Annotated in this window: 25 protein-coding genes and 2 other annotated features; of the genes, 9 read left to right on the forward strand and 16 right to left on the reverse strand. The window is 43.4% G+C overall.

From position 1 onward, the window contains the following. Positions 1 to 22: 22 nt before the first annotated feature. Positions 23 to 317 (reverse strand) — a sequence feature (16S ribosomal RNA rRNA prediction is too short). Positions 318 to 377: 60 nt separating this feature from the next. Further along, positions 378 to 1,263, reverse strand: a sequence feature (16S ribosomal RNA rRNA prediction is too short). Between the two features lie 295 nt (positions 1,264 to 1,558). Then, positions 1,559 to 2,440, reverse strand: coding sequence for a nucleotidyltransferase-like protein (locus AC622_RS16565; RefSeq protein WP_049672060.1), 882 nt, complete (start codon positions 2,438 to 2,440; stop codon positions 1,559 to 1,561). Between the two features lie 149 nt (positions 2,441 to 2,589). On the opposite strand from AC622_RS16565, the gene AC622_RS16570 reads away from it, so the two are divergent. Further along, complete coding sequence (locus AC622_RS16570) at positions 2,590 to 2,952, forward strand: YgzB family protein (RefSeq protein ID WP_049672061.1); 363 nt, start codon at positions 2,590 to 2,592, stop codon at positions 2,950 to 2,952. Between the two features lie 72 nt (positions 2,953 to 3,024). Here the strand turns inward: AC622_RS16570 and perR are convergent, their stop codons facing one another. From perR to AC622_RS16600, 6 genes are all read right to left on the reverse strand, one after another. Continuing rightward, a complete protein-coding gene (perR, locus tag AC622_RS16575) occupies positions 3,025 to 3,465 on the reverse strand; it encodes a peroxide-responsive transcriptional repressor PerR (RefSeq protein ID WP_049672062.1) in 441 nt (146 codons plus the stop codon). Positions 3,466 to 3,595: 130 nt separating this feature from the next. Further along, the gene (locus AC622_RS16580; protein ID WP_049672063.1) at positions 3,596 to 4,144 is read right to left on the reverse strand and encodes a cob(I)yrinic acid a,c-diamide adenosyltransferase; all 549 of its coding nucleotides are present in this window, start codon (positions 4,142 to 4,144) and stop codon (positions 3,596 to 3,598) included. A 2-nt stretch (positions 4,145 to 4,146) separates the two neighbouring features. Further along, positions 4,147 to 5,106 (reverse strand): D-2-hydroxyacid dehydrogenase, encoded by a 960-nt coding sequence (locus AC622_RS16585; RefSeq protein WP_049672064.1) that lies wholly within the window; start codon positions 5,104 to 5,106, stop codon positions 4,147 to 4,149. A 203-nt stretch (positions 5,107 to 5,309) separates the two neighbouring features. Next, complete coding sequence (locus AC622_RS16590; RefSeq protein ID WP_049672065.1) at positions 5,310 to 6,431, reverse strand: aminopeptidase; 1,122 nt, start codon at positions 6,429 to 6,431, stop codon at positions 5,310 to 5,312. A gap of 26 nt (positions 6,432 to 6,457) precedes the next feature. Then, on the reverse strand, positions 6,458 to 6,928 hold the full coding sequence (gene bcp / locus AC622_RS16595) for a thioredoxin-dependent thiol peroxidase (protein WP_049672066.1): 471 nt from the start codon (positions 6,926 to 6,928) through the stop codon (positions 6,458 to 6,460). Positions 6,929 to 6,968: 40 nt separating this feature from the next. Then, positions 6,969 to 7,376: a potassium channel family protein gene (locus AC622_RS16600; protein ID WP_231589611.1), complete on the reverse strand. Its 408-nt coding sequence runs from the start codon at positions 7,374 to 7,376 to the stop codon at positions 6,969 to 6,971. A 175-nt stretch (positions 7,377 to 7,551) separates the two neighbouring features. On the opposite strand from AC622_RS16600, the gene AC622_RS16605 reads away from it, so the two are divergent. From AC622_RS16605 to AC622_RS16615, 3 genes are all read left to right on the forward strand, one after another. Further along, entirely contained in the window at positions 7,552 to 8,844 is a 1,293-nt protein-coding gene (locus AC622_RS16605) for a glutamate-1-semialdehyde 2,1-aminomutase (RefSeq protein WP_049672068.1), read from the forward strand. A gap of 317 nt (positions 8,845 to 9,161) precedes the next feature. Next, positions 9,162 to 13,640 (forward strand): glutamate synthase-related protein, encoded by a 4,479-nt coding sequence (locus AC622_RS16610; protein ID WP_049672069.1) that lies wholly within the window; start codon positions 9,162 to 9,164, stop codon positions 13,638 to 13,640. Between the two features lie 264 nt (positions 13,641 to 13,904). After that, positions 13,905 to 14,987, forward strand: coding sequence for an FUSC family protein (locus AC622_RS16615; RefSeq protein ID WP_049672070.1), 1,083 nt, complete (start codon positions 13,905 to 13,907; stop codon positions 14,985 to 14,987). Between the two features lie 181 nt (positions 14,988 to 15,168). Here AC622_RS16615 and AC622_RS16620 read toward each other — a convergent pair whose 3' ends face one another. From AC622_RS16620 to AC622_RS16640, 5 genes are all read right to left on the reverse strand, one after another. Beyond that, positions 15,169 to 15,615, reverse strand: coding sequence for a YybH family protein (locus tag AC622_RS16620; RefSeq protein ID WP_049672071.1), 447 nt, complete (start codon positions 15,613 to 15,615; stop codon positions 15,169 to 15,171). A 221-nt stretch (positions 15,616 to 15,836) separates the two neighbouring features. After that, positions 15,837 to 17,585: an ABC transporter ATP-binding protein gene (locus tag AC622_RS16625; protein ID WP_049672072.1), complete on the reverse strand. Its 1,749-nt coding sequence runs from the start codon at positions 17,583 to 17,585 to the stop codon at positions 15,837 to 15,839. Between the two features lie 50 nt (positions 17,586 to 17,635). Continuing rightward, positions 17,636 to 18,175, reverse strand: coding sequence for a nucleoside tri-diphosphate phosphatase (ntdP, locus tag AC622_RS16630; RefSeq protein ID WP_049672073.1), 540 nt, complete (start codon positions 18,173 to 18,175; stop codon positions 17,636 to 17,638). A 294-nt stretch (positions 18,176 to 18,469) separates the two neighbouring features. Then, on the reverse strand, positions 18,470 to 18,736 hold the full coding sequence (locus tag AC622_RS16635) for a YgaB family protein (protein ID WP_049673033.1): 267 nt from the start codon (positions 18,734 to 18,736) through the stop codon (positions 18,470 to 18,472). Between the two features lie 151 nt (positions 18,737 to 18,887). Beyond that, on the reverse strand, positions 18,888 to 19,079 hold the full coding sequence (locus AC622_RS16640) for a gamma-type small acid-soluble spore protein (protein WP_049672074.1): 192 nt from the start codon (positions 19,077 to 19,079) through the stop codon (positions 18,888 to 18,890). Positions 19,080 to 19,196: 117 nt separating this feature from the next. Here AC622_RS16640 and AC622_RS16645 point away from each other — a divergent pair, with 117 nt between their 5' ends. After that, positions 19,197 to 19,421 carry a hypothetical protein gene (locus AC622_RS16645; protein WP_049672075.1) on the forward strand — a complete coding sequence of 75 codons (225 nt, stop codon included), beginning with the start codon at positions 19,197 to 19,199 and terminating at the stop codon, positions 19,419 to 19,421. Positions 19,422 to 19,447: 26 nt separating this feature from the next. Here the strand turns inward: AC622_RS16645 and mutY are convergent, their stop codons facing one another. After that, the gene (gene mutY / locus AC622_RS16650; protein WP_049672076.1) at positions 19,448 to 20,530 is read right to left on the reverse strand and encodes an A/G-specific adenine glycosylase; all 1,083 of its coding nucleotides are present in this window, start codon (positions 20,528 to 20,530) and stop codon (positions 19,448 to 19,450) included. Between the two features lie 184 nt (positions 20,531 to 20,714). On the opposite strand from mutY, the gene AC622_RS16655 reads away from it, so the two are divergent. Continuing rightward, positions 20,715 to 21,695, forward strand: a complete 981-nt coding sequence (locus tag AC622_RS16655) for a metal-dependent hydrolase (RefSeq protein WP_049672077.1) — start codon at positions 20,715 to 20,717, stop codon at positions 21,693 to 21,695. A gap of 77 nt (positions 21,696 to 21,772) precedes the next feature. Continuing rightward, entirely contained in the window at positions 21,773 to 21,934 is a 162-nt protein-coding gene (locus tag AC622_RS16660; protein ID WP_049673034.1) for a small, acid-soluble spore protein K, read from the forward strand. Between the two features lie 57 nt (positions 21,935 to 21,991). On the opposite strand, the gene AC622_RS16665 is transcribed toward AC622_RS16660, so the two are convergent. Both AC622_RS16665 and recX read right to left on the reverse strand, forming a co-directional pair. Then, entirely contained in the window at positions 21,992 to 22,309 is a 318-nt protein-coding gene (locus tag AC622_RS16665) for a YfhH family protein (RefSeq protein WP_049673035.1), read from the reverse strand. Positions 22,310 to 22,324: 15 nt separating this feature from the next. Next, positions 22,325 to 23,155 (reverse strand): recombination regulator RecX, encoded by an 831-nt coding sequence (gene recX / locus AC622_RS16670; RefSeq protein WP_049672078.1) that lies wholly within the window; start codon positions 23,153 to 23,155, stop codon positions 22,325 to 22,327. A 130-nt stretch (positions 23,156 to 23,285) separates the two neighbouring features. On the opposite strand from recX, the gene AC622_RS20790 reads away from it, so the two are divergent. Further along, complete coding sequence (locus AC622_RS20790) at positions 23,286 to 23,414, forward strand: YfhE family protein (RefSeq protein ID WP_082197186.1); 129 nt, start codon at positions 23,286 to 23,288, stop codon at positions 23,412 to 23,414. A gap of 88 nt (positions 23,415 to 23,502) precedes the next feature. After that, the gene (locus AC622_RS16675) at positions 23,503 to 23,685 is read left to right on the forward strand and encodes a YfhD family protein (RefSeq protein ID WP_049672079.1); all 183 of its coding nucleotides are present in this window, start codon (positions 23,503 to 23,505) and stop codon (positions 23,683 to 23,685) included. A 39-nt stretch (positions 23,686 to 23,724) separates the two neighbouring features. On the opposite strand, the gene AC622_RS16680 is transcribed toward AC622_RS16675, so the two are convergent. Further along, positions 23,725 to 24,240, reverse strand: coding sequence for a hypothetical protein (locus tag AC622_RS16680; RefSeq protein WP_049672080.1), 516 nt, complete (start codon positions 24,238 to 24,240; stop codon positions 23,725 to 23,727). Positions 24,241 to 24,443: the final 203 nt, after the last annotated feature.

Below are 24,443 nucleotides of genomic sequence, written 5' to 3' on the forward strand. Positions count from 1 at the left end.
GCTGCCCTTTGTACCACCCATTGTAGCACGTGTGTAGCCCAGGTCATAAGGGGCATGATGATTTGACGTCATCCCCACCTTCCTCCGGTTTGTCACCGGCAGTCTCCCTAGAGTGCCCAACTGAATGCTGGCAACTAAGGACAAGGGTTGCGCTCGTTGCGGGACTTAACCCAACATCTCACGACACGAGCTGACGACAACCATGCACCACCTGTCACTCTGTCCCCCGAAGGGGAACGCCCTATCTCTAGGGTTTTCAGAGGATGTCAAGACCTGGTAAGGTTCTTCGCGTTGCTTCGAATTAAACCACATGCTCCACCGCTTGTGCGGGCCCCCGTCAATTCCTTTGAGTTTCAGCCTTGCGGCCGTACTCCCCAGGCGGAGTGCTTAATGCGTTAGCTGCAGCACTAAGGGGCGGAAACCCCCTAACACTTAGCACTCATCGTTTACGGCGTGGACTACCAGGGTATCTAATCCTGTTTGCTCCCCACGCTTTCGCGCCTCAGCGTCAGTTACAGACCAAAGAGTCGCCTTCGCCACTGGTGTTCCTCCACATCTCTACGCATTTCACCGCTACACGTGGAATTCCACTCTTCTCTTCTGCACTCAAGTCCTCCAGTTTCCAATGACCCTCCACGGTTGAGCCGTGGGCTTTCACATCAGACTTAAAGGACCGCCTGCGCGCGCTTTACGCCCAATAATTCCGGACAACGCTTGCCACCTACGTATTACCGCGGCTGCTGGCACGTAGTTAGCCGTGGCTTTCTGGTCAGGTACCGTCAAGGTGCCAACCTATTCGAATGGCACTTGTTCTTCCCTGACAACAGAGCTTTACGACCCGAAGGCCTTCTTCGCTCACGCGGCGTTGCTCCGTCAGACTTTCGTCCATTGCGGAAGATTCCCTACTGCTGCCTCCCGTAGGAGTCTGGGCCGTGTCTCAGTCCCAGTGTGGCCGATCACCCTCTCAGGTCGGCTACGCATCGTCGCCTTGGTGAGCCGTTACCTCACCAACTAGCTAATGCGCCGCGGGCCCATCCGTAAGTGTTAGCTAAAAGCCAACTTTCCCTCTGACACCATGAGGTGTCAGAAACTATTCGGTATTAGCACCGGTTTCCCGGAGTTATCCCAATCTTACGGGCAGGTTGCCCACGTGTTACTCACCCGTCCGCCGCTAATCATCCGGGAGCAAGCTCCCATCTGATTCGCTCGACTTGCATGTATTAGGCACGCCGCCAGCGTTCGTCCTGAGCCAGGATCAAACTCTCCAAAAGATGTTTGATCTAGCTATAATTTAAAACATTGACGAGAGTTAAACTCGGAGTTAAACTCTCTTTTTTAAGACTTGCTTAGCGTTTCGTTTTGTTTAGTTTTCAAAGAACAATCTATTTCTTTTTCAATTCGTTGTCGTTTTCAGCGACTTTTATATCTTAACAAGTTTTTGATTTCTTGTCAATAACTTTTTTGAAAAAGTTTTTTTGTCGTTTACCTCGTTTTCATCAAGGTCATCAGCGACGTTTATTAATATATCATCTCAAAAACGTTTTGTCAATATAATTTTTTAAATTTCTTCATGAATTTTATAATAGCGATGATACAGCTTCATACCCTTCGTCTCCTGCAAGACAACCTCAATGTATCCCCGGTCTATTAAATATTCAATTAAGATGCGGAGGTCTTCTCCATAATAGACTAACTCTTTATGCGAATATAGCTCATCATAGGACCAATAATCGCTGCCCCGCTCCCCGATAATCTCCATGATATGCCCAGAACCAGATTCTGTTCTTGTATGGATTAAAAAATCACTGACTAGAAACAGCAGTTCCAAACGCTGTTCTACACTCTCATCACTATAAACAAGTTCCTCATACAATTTATAAATGTCCGGTCCAATCTGCTTCACTTGGTTCCAGACCGTCACTTCCGGATGATACCCCTTCTCAATCACTTCAAGTCTCGCCAAATGATGGAGCGCATGGACAATATGATTATAGGCATCAAGAATATTTCCTTGATCGAATAGTTCTTTCCCATCCATATATCGCCTGATTAATTTAGCGAATTCTATCCCTTTCTTGATTTTTCGTCCATAGAACGGGAATTCATCCATTTCCCTTTTCAAGGATGCTAAATAGTCATTACGGTCAAATACGATTTTTCCATTGTAGATCCAGTCGATAATTTTCCTGTTTGTACCGAGCAGTCTCCATTCATTCAATTTATCCTCCGTCACAACATGAAGAGCTGCCTTTTTATGTTCATACGCATAGTGCTTAATGAATACAGGTGGTTTATCCTGACTATTAATGATAACGAGTAAAATGCAATCAAATGTATCCGTGCTAGGACTCTCAGGTGAATTCTTTTCGATTAATAACACACCTTGCGTTTCTGGGTTGCTTGCTCTCTCTTGGTATACAGGCCTTAGGATATCTTCCATTGTTCTACTCCTTTAGAAGGGTTTTTGGGTATATAAACTAATTCAACAATATTCGACAGACTTCTGCCACTATTTTGTTTTAGATTCACGATTATATAGATGACGCTGGATAATATGGTATATTATAGTAGACAAAAGGGGGATCAGCTGTGGCTAAGTATAGTAGCAAAATCAATAAAATAAGAACATTCGCTCTTAGTTTGATTTTTATCGGGTTCATCATTATGTATATCGGCATTTTCTTCCGCACCTCACCTTTACTGATGACAATCTTTATGGTTTTAGGCCTTCTCGCCATGATGGCAAGCATGGTCGTATACTTCTGGATCGGCATGCTTTCAACCAAAGCCGTACAGGTTGTCTGTCCAAATTGCGGAAAACCAACAAAGATCCTCGGCCGGGTTGATATGTGCATGCATTGCCGCGAGCCATTAACCTTAGATAAGAAGTTAGAGGGCAAGGAATTTGATGAAACCTATAATAGAAAAAACCAAGAGAACCATCATGCATAAAAAAGAGAAGCCTGGTTTTTCACCGGCTTCTTTTCTCTTATAAAAAACCCGCTAATTTAGCGGGTTCAAAAATTAATGCACTTCTTTAGCTGCACAATCAGGGCAATCTCCGTAAATCTCCATTCGGTGATGAGTTACCTTGAAACCAGCTACATGCGAAGCAAGATGCTCAACCTCATCAAGACCTGGATAATGGAAATCGACAATCTTCCCGCATTTCTCACAAATAATATGGTAGTGGTCAGAGGAAGAATAATCAAAACGACTGGATGAATCTCCGTACGTCAACTCTTTCACCAATCCAACCTCTTTGAACACACGCAAGTTATTGTAGACAGTTGCTACGCTCATATTGGGAAATTTACCTTCTAATGCTTTGTAAATATCATCTGCAGTTGGATGTGTATGTGATGTAATTAAAAATTCTAATATGGCATGACGTTGCGGAGTCATGCGGACACCAGTTGTTTTCAGAGTATCTAAAGCATCTTTAAGTTGGTGAGACACCGTCATGCACTCCCTTTTTTATAGATTCTTACTTTATAATGGTTACAATAAGTTTACTTGATAAAGCGCCGTATTGTCAATGTTTCTACCAACCTAGCGGGTATAAGTCATCCACTCAGATTGGTAATCTCCTCTCCTATTCATGCAGCGTGGGTTCAAGACGGCCTAAACGCAGGTTCAAGAAACGCGCTGCAACGAAGAGCAAATCGGAGAGCCTGTTCAAGTAGGCAATCACGAGAGGGTTGACTCCTTCGCCAATCGCGATAGCTTTTCTTTCTGCCCTTCTGACAATCGTTCGTGCAACATGCAGCGTTGCACCAGCAGGATGTCCGCCCGGAAGAATGAAGTTCTTGAAGGGAGGAAGCTCCTCATTTAGCTCATCAATATACAATTCCATATCCGTAATGGACTCCTTCTTGAGTACCCATCCGACTTTTTTGCCCTCTGGTGTTGCTAATTCAGCACCAACATGAAATAGATCTGTTTGAATGACATGGAAGACTTGTTGAAGCTTATCTTTCCCCTCAAAGTCCAAATCATGTATATGACTAAGAGCGAGTCCAATCATCGAATTCGCCTCATCACAGGTACCATAGGCTTCTACACGTAAATCTGTTTTCAAGACTCTTGTCCCGTAAACAAGGGATGTTTGCCCTTTATCTCCAGTTCTCGTATAAATCTTCAATATTAATACCCCTTTCCTAAATCGATTTTATTCATATAATCATCTTCTTTTCTGCCAGAATACACATCTAAGTTGTGCTCAAAGATGGCAAAGGCTCTCGGAAGATAATTCTCCGTGATACTGGAGATATGCGGAGTTATCGTCAAGTTCGAATAGCCCCAAAGCGGGTTATCGGCGTCAAGCGGCTCGGCAGGAAACACATCAAGCGCCATATGACCAACGACCTTATCCTCCAGCACCCTCTTCAACGTCTCTATCGTGATAAGATCTCCTCTTCCTAGATTAATAAAGAGAGCATCACTTCTCATCTGCTTGAAATGATCATATGTGAGAAGCCCCCTCGTCTCTGGCGTACTTGGCAGGACAGACACAATGATATGTGCCTCCGGGAGTACCTGATTCAATTGTCCAATTGGGTGCACATCAGAAAAACTCTCTCCATCATAACGGCCGCTTCTATTCACGCCAATCACCTTCATTTGGAATGCATCAGCAAGACGAGCTATTTCCTCCGGAATAGCTCCAGTTCCAAGCAACAAGAGTGTCTTTCCGCACAATTCACCTACAGGGAGCCATTTATTCCATGTACTCTCCCTTTGCAAATCCTTTAAGTCAGCCAGCCTTTTCACATGTGATAACATGAGACCCAGTGCAAATTCAGACATCGGGACAGCATGGATACCTCTTGCGTTCGTCACAAGGATTCCCCTGCTCTCGATAGCTTCAATCGGCATCTTATCAATACCTGCAGCCATTGCGCTAATCCATTTGAGCGAGGACGCACGATTGATAATTTCTGGGCTCAAGTCTTCCGCATATGTAATGAAGATTTCCATTTCACCAATCAGTTTATCGTCAATCTGTTCCATCCCCTTAAAAAAGCAGAACTCATGTTCATTAAACTTCTCAGTGATGGATTTCTGCAGCGCTCTCGGAGGCAAAAAAGACGAGACAATTTTCATAATTACATCCCCCAAACATCTTATAACTAATTTCTTACTATTTATATTAAGAAACTTTCCCTATAAATACCAAAAAAAGGACTGCAAAATAATGATCTTTTGCAGTCATCAACATTTATGTTTGAGGAGGTATTCCCTGATTTCATCTTATTCAGATTGTCCGAGGTTGATTAGGGGATGAGCCTTCATTCTATAAAAAGGGCTCATTTCCCCTTCCGAAGCAAGGCATTCGGATTCAATCCCTCAAGCTCCGGGACGACAAATAAACCATTTTTGCGAATGAGACGGTCATCGAAGTAAATCTCTCCTCCACCGTATTCCTCACGCTGGACAAGAACCATATCCCAATGGATAGAGGATACATTTCCATTATCCGCTTCCTTATAAGCCAATCCAGGCGTGAAATGAATACTGCCATTAATTTTCTCATCAAAGAGAATGTCGCCCATTGGATGATGAATCATCGGATTGAGGCCAAGTGCGAACTCTCCAATATATCGGGCACCTTCGTCAGTATCAAAAATATCATTTATTTTCTCTGATTGATCAGCCGCAGCTTTGATAATCTTTCCATCTTTAAAGGTCAAACTCACATTACGGAAGGTTGTCCCCTGGTAGGGACAAGGAGTGTTATAGGTAATGGTGCCGTTAACGCTGTCTCTGACAGGAGCGGTATACACTTCCCCATCCGGTATATTTCGCTCCCCATAGCACATAACAGCCGGTATCCCCTTGATTGAAAAGGTGAGGTCTGTGCCCGGTGACACGATACGCACACGGTCAGTCTTCTCCATTAATTCTTTTAGAGGTTTCATAGCAGCTGCCATCTTTGCATAATCAACCGTACATACATCAAGAAGGAAATCCTCAAATTTACTCGTGCTCATGCCAGCTTTTTGTGCGAGCGATTTTGTCCGGTAATTCAGGAGTACCCAACGGCATTTATTAATATAGTAATCAGTAACAGGCTTCATGACTTCACCGCTCACCCTGAATACCTCTGCAGGGATATCGGTCATCTCCGCGTCATTCTCTTCCCCGACTATGTAAATCAGCGCGTCCAAGTCTTGGAATCGCTGCATTTCCCACCTGGCGATTGTTTCATACTGCTCAAGGCTGCTTTGTATAGCCCATTGCCTATCTAATTCATCATCCTTAAGCTCCATGAATGGATAGGCTCCCAGCTTATACGCCTCCTCAAGCAATTCGAGCATAAGCGGTTTTGTATTCGGTTGGCCGTGAATCATGATTTTATCCCCTTTTCCCGCTTTCACAGAATGCTCAAGGATTTGTTTGGCCAGTACCTTTAATCGCGGATCCCTCATCTTCTCCCTCTCCCCTCACTTTGCCTTTAAGATAAATTCTCCTTAATATAGGTTAACGCTTCTTCAACATGCCCCTTCACCTTCACCTTACGCCACTCCTTGACGACTTCACCCTCTTTATTGATGACAAAGGTCGAACGCTCCACACCCATATATTCCTTACCGAAATTTTTCTTTAAAACCCATACCCCATAGGCTTCAGACAAGACATGTTCCGGATCAGACAATAAGAGAAACGGCAAATCATATTTAGCTATGAACTTTTCATGTCTTTCCTTTGGATCAGGGCTCACACCGACAATGATGGTATCGAGTTCAGCAAACGATTGATGACTTTCTCTGAAATCGCAAGCCTCCGTCGTACAACCAGGTGTCATATCCTTTGGGTAGAAGTACAGCACAACATTCTTCCCAGCAAAATCAGCCATCGTTACAACCTTTCCATCTCCGGCCTCCAGTTTAAAGTCAGGTGCCATCTTTCCTATTAACGTACTCATATCGATTCCTCCTTCACTTTACATCTATTTATTACTATACCTAATTACGGTCAATTTTTACATTCTCAAAGTCAATGGCCGTACGAACAACAAATGCCGCCGGCAGCGCATATCCAATTAACGCTTCTATAGAAGCAATCCATCTCCCGACACCAACAGGCACCATATCCCCATACCCCACAGACAGCAAGGTCATCGTGCTGAAATAGAGTGATGAAGCAAGCTTGGCGAAGAACCCTCCCATAACAGGCAAACCGTTCAAGTGAATAACCGAACCAAATTTCAAATCCATCAAGACATACAATAACCCAAAGCCTATCAAGAAGATGAAATAGACCGTTATAATCCAATACAAATGCTCCAAGGAAATTCTCTCTCCCTTCTCAGTCGGAAGCAAGAGGCTCTTCAAGCTCATCCCCAGGCATATAATCACCGCTGATATAAACACATAGAACAAAGGATTCCCTCCTTCAATCGCGAACATCCCGCTAGTAATATATACTCAAGGCTCTGCATAACTATGATTGGTTGTACAGAACTGCTGGTTGGCTCGACCATATACAAATAAAGTTTGGGAGTGCTACAATATATTACGTGCTTTATGCATGAAGGAGGTATTTTTTATGAATCATACACAATCTGAGAAGCTGCATGCAGAAGCCCTCGAAATTATCGTCGGAGGAGTCAACTCCCCCTCACGGTCATACAAGGCTGTCGGCGGCGGATCGCCCGTCTCCATGGTAAAAGGTAAAGGCGCTTACTTCTGGGATGTTGACGGCAATAAGTACATAGACTACCTTGCTGCTTTTGGACCGATTATTACAGGTCATGCACATCCCCATATTACGAAGGCCATTACGGAAGCAGCAGAGAACGGGGTACTCTATGGAACACCAACACCATCAGAATTGACGTTTGCCAAAATGCTGCAGGAAGCCATTCCTTCTATGGAAAAAATTCGTTTCACAAATTCAGGCACTGAATCCGTCATGTCAACGATTCGTGTTGCCAGAGCGTATACAGGAAGAGACAAGATCGTTAAATTTGCCGGATGCTATCACGGACATTCCGATCTCGTATTAGTCGCTGCAGGCTCAGGGCCATCTACACTCGGTACACCTGACTCTGCCGGTGTTCCTCAAAGCATTGCCAAAGAGGTTATAACTGTACCATTCAATGATGTTGAATCTTTTAAAGAGACAATGGAGAAATGGGGAGAAGAAGTAGCAGGTATTCTCGTTGAACCAATCGTCGGAAACTTCGGCATCGTTCAGCCGCAGCCAGGATTCCTTGAATCTGTAAATGAAATCGCTCATGCACACGGTTCCCTTGTCATCTATGATGAGGTCATCACTGCATTCCGCTTTATGTATGGCGGTGCTCAAAACCTATTAGGCGTGGAGCCGGACATTACCGCTATTGGGAAAATCATCGGCGGCGGCCTGCCAATTGGCGCCTATGGCGGCAGAAAAGAAATCATGGATAAGGTAGCCCCAATGGGACCCGCTTACCAAGCTGGAACAATGGCCGGAAACCCTGCTTCCATGTTAGCTGGCATCGCTTGCCTCGAAATCTTGAAAGAAGAAGGGGTATATGACCGCCTAGACACGCTCGGTGCCCGATTAGAAGACGGCATCCGCAATGCAGCTAAGCAGCATAATGTAGCTATTCAGCTTAATCGATTAAAAGGTGCCTTGACTGTATACTTCACAGATTCAAAAGAAGAAATCATCAATTACGCACAGGTAGAAGCAACTGACGGAGAAAAATTCGGCCGTTTCTTCAAACTCATGCTTGAGCAGGGCATTAATCTCGCCCCTTCGAAATATGAGGCTTGGTTCTTAACAACCGCTCATACAGAAGAAGATATTGATAGAACGATAGAAGCAGTCAACGAAGCATTCAAATCTTTATAAATTCATCAAGATGAATAATTATTCAAAGGTAAATCCGCTTATCATAAGCGGATTTATTCTACAAATGAATAAAGGAAGCGTTTACATTAGGCTGTTTTACTGATTGCATATTTTTTTACAATCTAGTGACCAATGCATAATTAATTGATTTCTGAAAATTCTAATGATACTATATAGCTATTAGTCTTTAATGATTGTATACCCTCACACTATGTATTCCCTTCCAATTAGTTTCCAAAGTTACATCCAATACCACAAGTTTAAGCAGGAGGTGAACTGGCAATTAAATAGGCGCAAGCTTATCCGTTGCCTTTCTTATGAACCAAAAATGGAGTCCTAGCAAATTTACCGAATTCCATAAAGCTGAACATGATGCTTGCGGAATTATCGCCTGTGTAGAAAAGAAAAAAATCCCAACACGTGAAAATATCTTTGCGTGTATTGATGCCCTTGTAACCATGAACCACCGCGCTGGTTTTATTAATGGTGAAGGTGACGGCGTTGGCATTCATATAGATATCCCGCGTGCGTTATGGCAAGAAAAGCTAAAAAATACAGGGGTCGATTCTTCCCTGGCTGATTCCTCTCACTTCGTCGTTGGTCACTTCTTTATAGACCGCCGCGCCGATAAAGGACAGACAATCGAAGAGATTGTCCACAAAGCAAAAAGCAGCGGATTAAATGAGGTCTTTGTGTCCGATCAAGCCTATTCTTCAGACGCACTCGGACCAATCGCCCTGCAGGAGAACCCTGTCTTCTTACAGGTTGGCTTTATTGCCAATAAAGAGTTAAACCAGCAAGCACTCTCTTCTCTTTTATTTGATTTGACTATAGAAATTGAAAAAAATGAATCGATTCATGTTTCATCCTTAAGCCAATATCATGCGGTCTACAAGGTTATGGGTGCCGGGGATATTCTGCCAAAATATTATCCTGACTTAAGCAGCCCGCTCGTTGCATCCACTATGACTCTAGGACATAACCGGTATTGCACGAATACATTATCAAGCTTCTTCCGTGTGCAGCCATTCAGCGTTCTCGGCCATAATGGCGAGATTAATACGATTGCACGCTTACGGGATGAAGCACAAATGATTGGTGTTCCGCTCGTGCAAGGCGGAAGTGATTCACAAGACCTTAGCCGCACGCTCGAAACATTTATTTACCGCGAAGGCTACAGCTTATTCGAAGCGCTTGATATCATCTTCCCTCCAATCATCAATGAGATGAAGGAATATCCTGGACATCTTCAGGATTTGTACACATACTTACGTGAATCCTGGGGACATTTCGCCCAAGGACCAGCAGCCATCATTTCCCGCCACGCAGACGAAGTAGCGTTCTCCGTTGATTCACTGGGCTTGCGCCCATTATGGATGATGGAAACATCAAGCTCTTATCTTTTCGGTTCAGAACCTGGTGTCATTCCAACGACTGAATATGTTGCCGATCCAAAACCAATCGGACCAGGAGAAAAGGTCGGCTTGAAATGGAACGGAGATACCATCAAGCTTTATGAATATAAGCACTATCAAGAAGAAGTGTTCGAACGCTTCTCCAGTCGACTTTCATTTAAGGATACACACCTGCGCATGCTTCCTCCTGAAGCGAAGAAAATAATCGTGAACCAAGAGGACTCCAAAATCCAAAACGGGCAGTATAAGGCCTTTGGATGGGAGCGCGATAATATCCAATTAGTTGAGCAAATGGCAGAAAAAGGAGCAGAACCAATTCGTTCACTTGGCCATGATGCACCACTCGCAGCCCTTAACCCAGAACGACAAAACATTGCTGACTTCATTAAAGAAAGCGTGGCAGTTGTCACAAACCCTGCCATTGACAGGGACCGTGAGATGGAGCATTTCTCGACAAGAACCATCATCGGAAAACGTCCATCCTTATTTACAAGCGATAAGCAAGCAGGCCCAATCATTGAACTTCTTACCCCTCTGCTAGTAGAAGGTAAACCTGGTCAGGATTGCGTACGAGAATTGGGCCAGCCTTCCTTCGAACAGATTTATCAATTATTTGATGGCGAAGGCAAATGGCATACCATCTCCATGACATTTACAGAGGAAGAAACAATCGCTGAAGCCCTTGCACGCATTACAGGAGAGGCTATTCAAGCCGTCAGCAATGGTGCTTCTATCCTTTGTCTGGATGATGATTCAGCACATAAGGACGGACAGTTATGGATTGACCCGCATCTAGTCGTATCAGCCGTTGACCAAGCACTTGTCAAGAACGGTAAACGTCGTGATTGCTCTCTTGCCCTGCGTTCTGCAGCTATTCGCAATTTGCATGATATTATCGTTGCTTATGGATTGGGTGCAAATCTAATCAATCCTTATTATATGTTCCGAACAGTCGCTGATGAGACAGCGAAGCCTGTTGCGAACCTTTATAAGGCCTTGTCAAAGGGTCTTGAGAAAGTGATCTCCACACTCGGTATTCACGAGCTTCGCGGGTATGGACGCTTATTCTCAAGCATCGGCTTGCACGATGAGGTTGCAGAAGTCCTGAATATCGTCAACTTCTTTGGCTCTAACGAACTCAAGTACAACTTTGAAACCATGAAGGAAGATGCCAAGCAGCGCACAACTGATTATGCAAATGAGAAAGAGCGCATCGGCAAAACATTCCACCTCTTCCCGCGTATTTGGAAAGCAATCGGGGATGTGGCAAAGACCGGCGATTATACAGCCTACGGCGAGAAGATTTCTGAGCAAGAGGAACAGAATCCGACAACCATCCGTCATTTAACAGATTTCAAACAGACGGGTAATACTGTCAACCCAGAAATGGTCAATCTCGGCGTCGGTGAACATAGCCTGCCATTCGTTATTGCGTCCATGTCTTTCGGTTCTCAAAATGAGACAGCCTTCCGTGCATATGCTGAAGGAGCAGATCGCCTGAACATGATCAGCATGAACGGCGAAGGCGGCGAAATCAAAGATATGCTTGGTAAATACCCTCGGACACGCGGACAGCAGATTGCTTCAGGACGGTTCGGTGTCAATGCAGAGCTATTAAACTCTTCTAACCTGCTCGAAATTAAAATCGGGCAAGGCGCGAAGCCTGGTGAAGGCGGGCATTTGCCTGGTTCTAAGGTGACAGCGAAGATTGCCGAAGCTCGTAATGCGACAATCGGCTCTGACTTGATTTCACCTTCTAATAACCATGATATTTATTCGATTGAGGACTTGGCTCAAATGATTCATGAGCTGAAAACGGCCAATGACCAAGCCAAGGTTGCTGTCAAGGTTCCTGTCGTGCCGAATATCGGAACAATTGCTGTCGGAATCGCCAAAGCTGGAGCAGATATTATCACTTTAAGCGGATTTGACGGCGGTACTGGTGCCGCTCGGATTCATGCCCTGCAAAATGTTGGTCTTCCAGTCGAAATCGGGGTTAAATCTGCGCATAACGCCTTACTTGAGGCAGGCTTAAGACAAGATGTCGAGCTTTGGGCTGACGGCGGTCTAAAGAGTGCAAAAGATATCCTTAAAGTGATGCTGTTAGGAGCTAACCGTGTTGGCTTTGGTACCTTATCCATGATTGCCATCGGGTGTACCACTTGCCGCGGCTGTCATCTGGATACATGCCATGTCGGTATTGCAACTCAAATCGACTCTGAAGCTGAAGCTAAAGAACATGGCTTGCGCCGCTTCGTACCAAGGCAATACGATTTAGCCGTTGAAGGGATCGTCAATATGTTCACCGCTTTCGGTAATGAGCTGAAGACATTGGCTGCCCAGCTCGGCATTACGGATCTTCAAGAAGCAGTCGGTCATTCTGAGCTGCTCGAGCAAACAAAAGGCAAAGACATGCTTGACCTAACCTATCTGCTTAAGACCCTTGAGCTTGGACAAATCTCCAAGATGGAATCAAAATCATCGGATGAGGAGCTCATGGTCCAAATGGCAGCGGTTGGTGCCGAATATCTTGATTCAAGTGTGAACGATTTGTTCCAATCCCGTAATTTCCAAAATGTCAACGCCATTCAACGTGTTCTTGGCAGCCGCGTTTCCTGCCATCGAGTACGCGGGCGCTTAGATGGTTCATACAGAAAGCTTGATCCGGTGAATCTAACCTATAAAGGCTCCATTCCAGGAAACGGTCTTGGTGCATACAACACAGAAGGCATCAATATCGTTGTCGATGGCGGAGCCCAGGACGGAACAGGTAAAACATCCTTTGGAGGAACAATCGCCATCTTGAAGGATAAAGGAAAAGATGGACAATACTATAACGGCTCCGTTGGTAAAGGCTTTGGCTATGGTGCTCAAAAAGGCTTGCTCATCGCCCAAGGTGATGCCGATGCCCGTGCCGGAATCCGTCTCTCTGGTGCAGATATGATTATCGGCGGACTGCTTAAACAGGATATACCAGCCGACGAAAAAGGCAATATTGGTGTTAACTCCAATATTAAAGGCTTTGCCTTTGAGTATATGACCAATGGCCGCGGACTTGTACTCGGTGATCCAGGCCCATGGATTTGCGCCGGCATGACAGGCGGAGTCATTTATCTCCGCTATCAGCCAGAGCGCGGCTTGAATAAAGATGCCCTCCAGCGCAGGATCGCTAAAGGCGCACTTGTATCCATCGAGAAATTAACTGATACAGGCGTTAAGGATGTTACCGAGCTTCTTAGTCAATACATGAGCATACTAGGCTCAAATGGACAAAAAGCAGAAGCAGAAGAACTGGCCCTCCTTTTAGAGAACCCAGCTCAAAACTTCATCCAAATCGTCCCTGTGAAGGAACATGCCGATCCTTCCGTTTCAACAGAATGATTCGCGTATTGAAAAAAAGCCCTCCTTTGATCAGGAGGGCTTTTACTTTTAACTACCAAGACAGTTGTAAGCTCATCTATTTTGTTTTAAAGAAGGAAACTAGGGCATCCATGCATTCTTGAGTGAGTAAAGGGGAAAATAATTATCATATATAAGTCAATTTACAAGTATATCTTGAACATCCGGTCAAAACCCTGTATAGTACATTGAGTGAAAATAGACAAACGATTTGCATAACTTTAGATAAAGGAAGAGGTAGAATTTATGAAGGTTGGTGCCCGAGTTTTTAAAACGGGAGTAGCCATAGTCATAGCCATTTATGTAGCGGTGCTGCTTGGGATTCCATCCCCTACATTGGCAGCCATTTCGGCGGTATTTGCCGTACAGCCGACTATTTATCGCTCCTATTTAACATTGATTGATCAAATACAAGCCAATATCATCGGTTTCTTGGTAGCTATCACATTTGTCCTGTTATTCGGAAACGAGCCGTTATTAATTGGTCTCGCTGCCATTATCACAATCGTCATTAATCTGAAGCTAAAAAATGATAATCAATTAACCATCTCTTTAGTGACATTAATCTTGATTATGGAGCAACCTGAAGGCGATTTTACAACGTTCGCTTTCTGGAGAGTATTCGCCATTCTCATTGGGATTCTCTCAGCCTTCCTAGTGAACTTGATTTTTCTTCCGCCTAAATATGAAACAAAGCTGTTCACACGAATTAATTACACCACTGATGAGATTCTGCGCTGGATTCGCATTGGCTCACGCAGCACGACCGAGCATGTGCATTTAAAGAAGGATATTAAACGGCTTAAGGAGAACATGAGCAAATCCGAGCGGCTTTATGATATGTATCAAGAGGAACGGCAATATTTCAAGAAAAATAATATTGCAAAGGCTCGAAAGCTCGTCCTTTATCGCTATATGATTGCGACCAACCGACGAGCGCTCGATATCCTAAAAAGACTTCACCGTTTTGAAGTAGAGTTTCACCAAATGCCGGATGACTTCCAGCTTGAAGTCCAAGAACAGCTCGATATCCTGATGAGAAAACATGAACATATCCATTTGAAATTCACGGAAAAAGTTAAACCAGGATACTTATATGCCGAGACAGAGGAGCAATATAATAAGCAGCAGTTGATTGAGGTTGTCAGAGGCTTCCGCATTAATGCCACGGATGAAACACCTGTTTACTACCATATGGTCACCTTGATCTCCGCGATTTTGGAATACGGAGACTATCTGGAGCATCTCGAAATGCTCGTCAATAGCTTCCATTCCTACCATAAAGCAGAAAACAAATCCGTACAATTACCGGATGATGATCAAGCATAAGAGCCATTGAGCGCTCAAAATAGCAGGCGAAAAACCGTTTTGGTTTTCCGCCTGTTTTTATAGCGTATTGCTGCTGTTTCTGTTTCCCTGACGACCGAGGTTTAAAAACAGCCTTTCTGTGACATCTAACGTACCATTCAGTTATAGTCCAGAATATAAGATATGCAGCAGTCATCCTTATTTAACCTTTACCCATGTTGTAAATTCCTTTACCAGTTTCTACACTTATAGGTAATGAGGAATGTTCATGGATTATAAACCATGATTCATTCACCTTTTTCAAACCATATGTGAATCGATTAGACATTTGGCGAAGTTGCTCACCACCATCTGCTAAATGTGCAGTAAATGTTACAGTACAATAAACAAATGCAAGGTTTATATCTTCCTCAACTACTAGGTCATGAAAATCAACCTTAAGTAAAACACCCTCTTCGTTCAATCCATTAAACCACTCTGCTACATTATTCTTCCACAAAGAAAGGTCCTTAACCTCCCAGTTCCCCCAGCAATCATAAATATGCATTTCAGGAGCGTACATGGATAAGAACTTTTCAACATCCTTCTCGTAAACGGATGTTTTATAGTTTTCAAGTACGTCTTGAACTTTGGAAAATACAGCTGTCATTAAGTACATCCTCCTTTATTAGTTTCAAAAGTGCAAGAATGCTTACTATAAGAAATTCTATGCTCCATCATCTATTTCCTTTCAATTAACCCGAACTCACACTCCAAAGATGGCTGTTTCATAACCATTTTTTACACCTTTCATAAAGCATGGTAACTCCCGGCAACAAAAAAACGAGCCAAAAGCCCGTTTTGAACGGAGCTTTCAGCTCAGCTTCTTCATTAACTGTCCAATTGCTGGATTTTAAACAAATCATAGTAAGAGCCCTGCCTGTCCATCAATTCTTGATGGGTGCCGCTCTCAGTGATTTCACCATGCTCGATTAAGACGATTTTATCGGCATGGGTAATCGTGGATAACCGGTGGGCAATGATAAAGGTCGTCCGGTCCTCTGACAGCTTCTCAAGCGCCTCTTGAATGAGATGCTCACTCTCAAGGTCAAGAGCTGAGGTCGCCTCATCCAGAACCAGGATTGGCGGATTCTTAAGGAATACACGAGCAATGGACACACGCTGCTTCTGCCCGCCTGAGAGCTTGACGCCTCTCTCGCCCACTTTCGTCTCATATCCGCTCGGTAAACCCAAGATAAAATCATGGGCATTGGCAGCTTTAGCTGCCTCATATACTTCTTTATCAGTTGCCTCTGGCTTCCCAAGCAGAATGTTAGCACGAACCGAGTCACTGAATAAGATACTATCTTGCATGACCATGCCAATATTATCTCTCAAGGAACGGACCTTAACATCACGGATATCGATTCCATCAAGCAGAATCCTGCCTTCTGTCACATCATAAAATCTCGGAATCAAGCTGACCAAGGAAGATTTTCCTCCTCCGCTCATCCCAACCAATGCGACAGTCTCTCCACGCTTTACTTCGAGATTAATATTCTTCAAAGCTAGGTTTTCATCTTCTCCATAGGAAAAGGAAACATTCTCAAACTTGATTGTTCCTTGCACGTCCTTACATTCATTTGCATTCGGGCGGTCCTCGATATCATAAGGGACATCCAGGAACTCAAATACACGGTCCATTGATGCCAGCGACTGAGTCAATGTGGTGGAGGAATTCATCAACCGTCTCAATGGCGCATAAAGCAAGTCTATGTATCCATAAAAGGCAACCATCGTTCCAAGTGTCAAATTTCCGGATATGACTTGATAGCCGGCAAAAAGAATCACAATCAGCGGCGCAACATCTGTAATTGTATTGACAGCCGCAAATGATTTGGCATTCCAGCTCGTATGCGTCAGGGCTTTTTTAAGGAAGTTGCCATTCTCCCGATTAAATTGCTTTTGTTCATGGTCTTCTATTGCAAAGCTTTTGATTACAGCCATTCCCTGCACCCGTTCATGCAGGTATCCCTGAACCTCCGCAAGGGCCTGAGAACGTTCTCTGGTCAATCCCCGAAGCTTGCCGAAGAAGTATTTAATTGAAAAACCATAAAGAGGTAAGAGCAACAATGAAATCAGTGTCAGCTCTACATCCATAGCCAGCATAATGCCAACCGCAATGAGGATGGTGACAAGATCAAGCCATACATTCATCAGCCCGGTGATGACAAAATTCTTCGTCTCCTCTACATCATTGATTACCCGGGATATGATTTCCCCGCCCTTGGCATTGGAATAATACTTAAAGCTCAGCTTCTGTATATGACCAAACATCTTGTCACGTATATCAAACAGAATCTTGCTCGCTGTCCACTGCGCATAATATTGACGGTAATATTCAACAGGCGGTCGGACAACGACAAAGATAAAGAACATTAAAGCCATCAGCATGAACAGCTTCCTAAGCTGTTCATCCTTTGTCAGGGCATTCGCCCCGATGACATCATCAATGACGTAACCAAGCAATGCCGGAGTAATCAACGGTATGGAGAATTTCACAATTCCGATGAGAATCGTGATGATGATTTGCCATTTATAAGGTTTTACAAATTTCATATACCGTTTTATACTGCTCACTATTAATTCTCCTCTTATCACGGAAAAAGCCCGTCCGTAATGGAAACAGGCTATCTTTCGTTATTCTTGATCGTTACATAACGCTTATACCAGCTATGAACAAATTCAGGCGCGAACGGTCCCTTCTTCGCCCGAATCATGCCGATTAATTTTTCCACATTCCGTCTTAGAATATGATCGATTACATTTGGGTAACTCATTTCACGCTTATGCTGCTCATATTCATCCTCATCAAGTAAATTGTACGTCATATCTGGATATACTTTAATATCCAAATCATAATCGATATATTTTACGGCTTCTCCATCAAAGACGAAAGGGGAGCTTAAATTACAGTAATAATAAATCCCATCTTCTCGCAGCATGCCAATTATATTGAACCAGTATTGCGAATGGAAATAGGTGATTGCAGGTTCTCTCGTCAGCCATGTCCGGCCATCACTTTCGGTGACGAGAGTCCGGTCATTGCACCCAATCACAATATATTGCGTTCCCTTCAAAACGGTCGTTTCTTGCCAAACTCGGTGGATGTGTCCATTATGCTTATAGCTGTGTATTTGGATTTCTTCTCCTTCTCTCGGTACTCGCACGTTGTATTACCTACTTTCTCACCCTATGGGCAGGGCACTTATCTATCACCAATCAATTCACCCTTGTCCTTATTCAGTATAAATAAGACACCATTTCCGTATTCTTCTTATTTATTATAACGATTTGAGCGTGATTTTAAAACAAAGTGAACCAGGATTATGCATACAACCTCATGAACAAGTATTATATACTTCCCACTTCCCGCCATATGTGAAACACTTGGCTCTATATGTATAAACATTCGATTAAACAAATAAAAAAGAACATCGATTAGATGCCCTTTAAAAACAATCTCAATCATGCATGATTTTCTCAGTAGAGGATTTCGTCTGGTAGCTTTCAATAACCCTCTCTGTCAGCTGCATGAAAATATTCTGAATCGAATTCAGCTCTTTCTTCATTTCCATAATATCATCCTGTACGGATAATAAATCCTGCTCCTTCTTACGGTTCCTCAATTCTTCCTCAAGCTCTCTGTAACGGTCAAGTTCTGTTTGCATATTTAATAATTTATCCATGATCAACATCTGCTCATTCACTAATTCCTCAAAGCTTTTCATCGTCATCACCCACCTCTTGTCCGTATAAAGAATAATTTCTCTATGTAGTGCTTTAATCCCTTTGACTTTTTCTGTTGGCTAATAAGAGGTTTTGTCGACATAAAAAGAAGCACCTGCCAGGCAAGGGCAAGTGCTTCGGATTAAGCATGCATTAAGATTGTTTTCCGAAGTTACCGGAGTTTTTCGCTTTGTTTTGTTCAGCTTTTTGGTTAGCTTCTCTTACGCTTTGCACATCAGTTTCAGATGCAAATTCAGAGCCGTATTGTCCTTGGCTTTGACCTGCAGATTGTGCGTTTTGTTGTCTCACTAGGTTAGCATTTGTTTTTGAACTGTTGTTAGCCATTCGTATCACCTCCACAACTATTAATGTGTCCAAGACACATATTGTTATTCAAAACTTTTACGAGTGATTTAGGCAGCTTTTCGGAAAACTATCTATTATTTAAAGGAGGGCTTACACATGTATGTAGGACGAGATATGACTGAGCTGTCAATGATTAAGAAGGAGGAATGGAAGGACTCAGAGCTTGAGTATTTTCATCATTCTCTTATGCAGATTATGCCTTATTTAAATGTTGAAGGGCATACGATTCAACGTGAGATTATCGAGGAAATTGAACGCCGAGGCGGATTAACACGCTTTGAGGCTGACTGGACACACGGGACACGCATCTCTTATGACTAATGAAAAAAACAGTGGCGGATAATCCGTCACTGTTTCTCATTCATTAAATGGGCTTCGTAGATTTTTTGATGGGATACAGGCAGTGCGTAGTCTTTGAAATCCTCATCCCTCACAAAGGCAGTTTTTCGGCCCTCTTCTGTAAACCGTTCCACATTTTCTACCCTTGCCTCATAGGCAGTGATTTCCCAAACAAGATGGGAGAAGACATGGCTGATTTGTCCAATTGGACGAATATCTTCTATGACAAGATGATGTTCCTTGGCCATAATCTGCTTTAAATCCTCCATGCCGCTGACCTCATAATTGGGAAATTCCCATAAACCAGCAAGCAGTCCGGATGACGGCCTTTTTCGAATAACCATCCTGCCGCTCTTATCAATCAAGACAAGGGCACTTAATTGAACTGTCTTCGTCTTCTTGGCCTTTGTCTTTACAGGAAGCTCCTGCTGCAACCCTTTTTCAAACGCTTGGCAATGCTCACGTACAGGACATAGCAGACATGAAGGCTTTGTCGGCGTACAGATTAAAGCCCCAAGCTCCATTAAGGCCTGGTTAAATTCAGACGTATGATCATGGTCAATCAATTCTCTCACAGCCTGCTCAAATACTTTTCTTGTGGCAGGTTTAGCAATATCATCATAAATTTCTAATATGCGCGAGAGCACCCTCATGACATTCCCATCAACAGCCGGCTCCGGCAGCCCGTATGCAATACTTAGAATCGCACCTGCTGTATAAGGGCCAACGCCCTTAAGGCGGCTTATTTCCTCTGGCGTATTTGGAACAGTACCGCCATAGCTTTCTTTCACTTCTTTCACGGCAGCATGCAGATTACGCACTCTTGAATAGTAACCAAGACCTTCCCAAGCTTTGAGGATTCTCTCCTCGTCTGCCTCTGCAAAATCTTCAAGTGTTGGGAACCATTCCATGAACCGCTCGTAATAAGGTATGACTGTATCGACACGTGTTTGCTGCAGCATAATTTCAGATACCCAAACCCTGTAGGGGTCTTTATTCATTCTCCACGGGAGCACCCGTTGTTCCTCCAAAAACCAATTTACCAAATCTTCTCTGAATTGCTCAATATTATTACTGGCTAACTTTTTCACGTTTCCTCCTGGTTATGTTAAATATTCGGGCAAAAAGGGAATATAAACATATTAGAAATAAACTTAGCAAGGTTAATTTCTTCATTGTAATTCATCCATTTCGGTATGGAAAGTAATTAAAATATGGATAGTATAGACATATAGTCTTTCATCTAAGTCTGTTTGCGGCAAAGGAGGTTTTCATATGGATACCGGTACACATCTTGTTATGGGTATAGCGCTCGGCGGGCTTGCTACTTTGGACCCTGTTGTGGCACATAGCTCATACACTGCGACTGCCGTTATGATTGGTACCGTTCTAGGCTCACAAGCACCTGATATCGACACTGTTTTGAAAATGCGCAATAATGCTGTTTATATACGGAATCACCGGGGAATGACCCATTCTATTCCCTTTGTATTATTGTGGCCGGTCTTGATTACAGCTGCCGCCTCCCTTATTCTTCCGGAGGCAAATGTATTGCATACATGGCTTTGGACCTTCCTAGCCGTTTTTCTCCACGTATTCGTCGATATATTCAATGCATACGGAACACAGGCAATCAGACCGTTATCCTCTAGATGGGTGGCACTCGGCATCATCAATACATTTGACCCTTTTATCTTCGGGATTCATATCGCCGGCTTAATATTATGGGCATTCGGTCTTCCGCCAGGCCCGACATTTGTCATGGTGTACATTATCGTCATTGGGTATTATCTTGCGCGGATTCTCGAGCACCGTTCCATTAAAGAACTTGTACGCCAAAAGATTCCTGATGCAAGACGAATCATCCTCTCACCGACAATGCGCTATCACAAATGGAAGATTGCTGTGACGACAGGGGATAAGTATTATGTTGCGGTTGCTGAGAACCGGGAAATCAGCATCCTTGATACATTTGACAGACATCCATTACCGGAAAGCCGTGTACTTGATGCGGCCTTGCAGGATGTGAACCTATCGGCCTTTGTTTCTTTCTCCCCGGTCTACCGGTGGGAGATCAGCTATGAAAACGAAATGTTCACCGTCAGGTTTATCGACCTTCGCTATCGAAGCAGAGGGCGTTATCCATTTGTGGCAATTGTTCATCTGGATGATCAATTGAATATCCTTAATTCATTCACTGGCTGGGTATTCACTGAGGAGAAGCTCCAAAAGAAATTAAATATCATCACAGGCTGATGGGAAATATTCGCATGCCTATTTCATCCTCCGCTTCCCATACTAAGAGGGAATCTAAGGAGAAAGGCATGATACAGATGAGAAATAAAGAAACAGGATTCCCTTATCAGCATGACAATAAATTCAGGGCTGAAACAGCCCGCGCCAAATCCAAATATGCTTCAAAGCGCCCAGATGGCACTACCAATACCCATCCTGAGGAACGAATGTATGCCTCTAGTCATCGGGATGAAGAATAAGCCCAAAATCAAAACCGCCCTCTATGGGCGGTTTTTTATTAAATGAATTTACTGTTTCTATTTCAACCTTTGTAATAAGGAGATGGGCAGTCCTTCCTCTTCTCCTTTATTCAGGCGAAATCCCCATGCGAATACGCCTTTCAAATACTCGACCTTAAAATATTCACCCGGAGCGCCGTCAATCCCATAAATTTCACCCGGTTCAAAATCCTTCGGGTTTAAAGAATAGGCCTTTGCCATAACCGCTCTTCTCTTATGGACGGCAAATTCATTCACCATCCCTAGCTGCTCGGCCTTTCTTGCCTTTTCATTTAATTCAGCTATTGTCTGTCTTAATTCATGCTCAGTCATTTCACTAAATTTCTTCTCTTCCATCCCCATATGCCCCTCTCACAGTTCGTATTCTTGATTGTCTATCTGCTCTTTTCCAAGCTCAACAAACTTATTAATTAAGTCCATTTGAAATCCTTTACGGAATAAGGCTGTTTTCATCTTCTGCCCATATTCCCGTTCTTCAAGCTTTGCATACTTACGATGAAATTTCTGTCCCATCAGTACGAGGCTTTCCCACTCGCTATCCTCATCCACTGATGCGAGCTCGTCCGCAACAGATGCAGCAAGCCCCATATTATAACCCTTTCTTGTTAAGAAAAGCACAGCTTTTTGCTTCGCCTCTTTGTGAGAGCCCTTGCTTTTCTTCAATGATTTTTGCGCCAAAGCCTCCGCATTCTCCCATTGAAGAGCTGGTGTATATTGCTCTAGAGCTTCATCCTGCATACTCACAGAAATTCCCTTCTCGCTAAGCTCCCGTTTAATTAAATCCGGTCCCTTCCTGGCAATATTCATCTGGGTACGGACATAAGCTTTGGCATATTCCTCATCATTGACATATTTATATTCTCGCAATTTATGCATGGCTTCATCAATTACGGCTTCTTCCCATTCTTTCTCAGCCAGGTAAGCAGCAATCTCTCTTTCTGACCTCATACGATATGACAGGAAATGAACAGCCGACTGGAAGGCTTTTTGAACATGGTCGCGATATTGAATCTCCATAATGGCAAGTTCATCAACTTCCATTCCTTTCGATAACCGCATGCGGACGAGGAGGTCTTCATCTACACTAAATCCATATTCCTCTGCTTTCCCCTCATCGGATAAATAGATATTGAATCGGTTTTTATTTCGTTTTTGCTGTTCAATCTTTGAAATATTCGGCAACCTCTATTCACCTCCTCCTTTAATGTAGCATAATGTGATTCATTCAACTACCGAAAGAAACATCAGCGGAATAGTTCAGGTTTATTTTGGAAAATATAGAGAGGTAAACTATGTGCAGGAGGAATGTGTAATGGATAAGAAAAAACGTGAGAGCATGAAAAAATCACTAACAACTACACAAGAAGTAATGTATCAGCGTGAATTCAAACGAGCTGACCGCGCAGGCGGCTTCAGCGGGCCAAAAGGCATTCGTCCGTGAATTACCTGTATTTTACCGGTCTGATTCATGAATCAGTAGCACATACTATCCTTTGAGAAACAATCACTTTCCAAGGAGGGAACTTGCAATGGGCAGGTATAACCATAACTTAGTTCACGCTAAATCCCGAAAGCTGACAGCCGACATGCGCGGACTGTCGGATGGAATCGATGTTGAATTCTCAGAGGCACTTGCTGACCACGATGATCTCGTGGCGCAGGAAAGAGCCAGAGCCGCCGATGAGCGTGCAAGGGCTCGAGCTAAGCAATAAAGAACGGCCCGCTGAAAAGCGGGCCGTTTCTTATGTCTCTTATGAATTTACTTCTGCATTTAAACTAACAGGTGTTAGACCAAGCTCTTCAAAGATATCATTGATCATTTCAGAACCAAGGTTAAAGGATTCATTAGCATCCTCCAGCTTTTCTGAAGAGTTTCCAGCAAGGATCTCAGCTTTCTTGCTATAAGACGTTTGAATCGCTTCAGTCGCCACATCTAGGTTTTTCTTATAATTGCTTAATGCTTTAGGCACTTCGACTTTGCCAAGGGCATCAGCAGTTGCCTTTGCAGATTCAGAAGCAGCAGCTTTATCCTCATCTGTCAGTGTATCTGGTTCCTCAGATAATTCATATGTATTCAATGCTGTATCATTTGCATTAATCGTGTTGGCTAATGAGAGGTAGAAATCAAGCATCTCGCTCTTTACATCCTCCTCTGATACTTTTGAATCATCTGAGCTTTCCTCTTTGGAAGAATCCTCTGATGAACAACCAACAACAAGAATAAAAGCAAATGCCATCATAATACTCAGTAAAAATTTGTTTTTCATCCCTTTTTCATTCCTTTCCATATTTCTATTGTGCATTTTATATCATACAACTATTTAAATTGTTCGTAAACATCTGAATAATCTCGTTTTTACAATGTTTTTCGACAGTGGAAAATAATGTGTTAATCTAGGCATTTTCACATAAATATTGTACTATTAAATGCGAGATGAACCATTAATTACAAACAAGAGTCAGGAGAATG

Origin of the sequence: Bacillus sp. FJAT-27916, from assembly GCF_001183965.1 — a bacterium.
In the GTDB taxonomy this organism is placed as follows: Bacteria; Bacillota; Bacilli; order Bacillales; family Pradoshiaceae; genus Pradoshia.

What these genes read in the sequence shown, in the direction of transcription:
- AC622_RS16640 (WP_049672074.1), bottom strand. Translation starts at nt 19,079, where the DNA reads ATGGCTAACAACAGTTCAAAAACAAATGCTAACCTAGTGAGACAACAA.
- AC622_RS16645 (WP_049672075.1), top strand. Translation starts at nt 19,197, where the DNA reads ATGTATGTAGGACGAGATATGACTGAGCTGTCAATGATTAAGAAGGAG.
- AC622_RS20790 (WP_082197186.1), top strand. Translation starts at nt 23,286, where the DNA reads ATGGATAAGAAAAAACGTGAGAGCATGAAAAAATCACTAACAACTACA.
- AC622_RS16590 (WP_049672065.1), bottom strand. Translation starts at nt 6,431, where the DNA reads ATGAGGGATCCGCGATTAAAGGTACTGGCCAAACAAATCCTTGAGCAT.
- AC622_RS16665 (WP_049673035.1), bottom strand. Translation starts at nt 22,309, where the DNA reads ATGGAAGAGAAGAAATTTAGTGAAATGACTGAGCATGAATTAAGACAG.
- AC622_RS16655 (WP_049672077.1), top strand. Translation starts at nt 20,715, where the DNA reads ATGGATACCGGTACACATCTTGTTATGGGTATAGCGCTCGGCGGGCTT.
- AC622_RS16620 (WP_049672071.1), bottom strand. Translation starts at nt 15,615, where the DNA reads ATGACAGCTGTATTTTCCAAAGTTCAAGACGTACTTGAAAACTATAAA.
- AC622_RS16675 (WP_049672079.1), top strand. Translation starts at nt 23,503, where the DNA reads ATGGGCAGGTATAACCATAACTTAGTTCACGCTAAATCCCGAAAGCTG.
- AC622_RS16660 (WP_049673034.1), top strand. Translation starts at nt 21,773, where the DNA reads ATGAGAAATAAAGAAACAGGATTCCCTTATCAGCATGACAATAAATTC.
- AC622_RS16605 (WP_049672068.1), top strand. Translation starts at nt 7,552, where the DNA reads ATGAATCATACACAATCTGAGAAGCTGCATGCAGAAGCCCTCGAAATT.
- perR (WP_049672062.1), bottom strand. Translation starts at nt 3,465, where the DNA reads ATGACGGTGTCTCACCAACTTAAAGATGCTTTAGATACTCTGAAAACA.
- AC622_RS16585 (WP_049672064.1), bottom strand. Translation starts at nt 5,106, where the DNA reads ATGAAAATTGTCTCGTCTTTTTTGCCTCCGAGAGCGCTGCAGAAATCC.
- AC622_RS16565 (WP_049672060.1), bottom strand. Translation starts at nt 2,440, where the DNA reads ATGGAAGATATCCTAAGGCCTGTATACCAAGAGAGAGCAAGCAACCCA.
- AC622_RS16610 (WP_049672069.1), top strand. Translation starts at nt 9,162, where the DNA reads ATGAACCAAAAATGGAGTCCTAGCAAATTTACCGAATTCCATAAAGCT.
- AC622_RS16635 (WP_049673033.1), bottom strand. Translation starts at nt 18,736, where the DNA reads ATGAAAAGCTTTGAGGAATTAGTGAATGAGCAGATGTTGATCATGGAT.
- AC622_RS16680 (WP_049672080.1), bottom strand. Translation starts at nt 24,240, where the DNA reads ATGAAAAACAAATTTTTACTGAGTATTATGATGGCATTTGCTTTTATT.
- bcp (WP_049672066.1), bottom strand. Translation starts at nt 6,928, where the DNA reads ATGAGTACGTTAATAGGAAAGATGGCACCTGACTTTAAACTGGAGGCC.
- AC622_RS16615 (WP_049672070.1), top strand. Translation starts at nt 13,905, where the DNA reads ATGAAGGTTGGTGCCCGAGTTTTTAAAACGGGAGTAGCCATAGTCATA.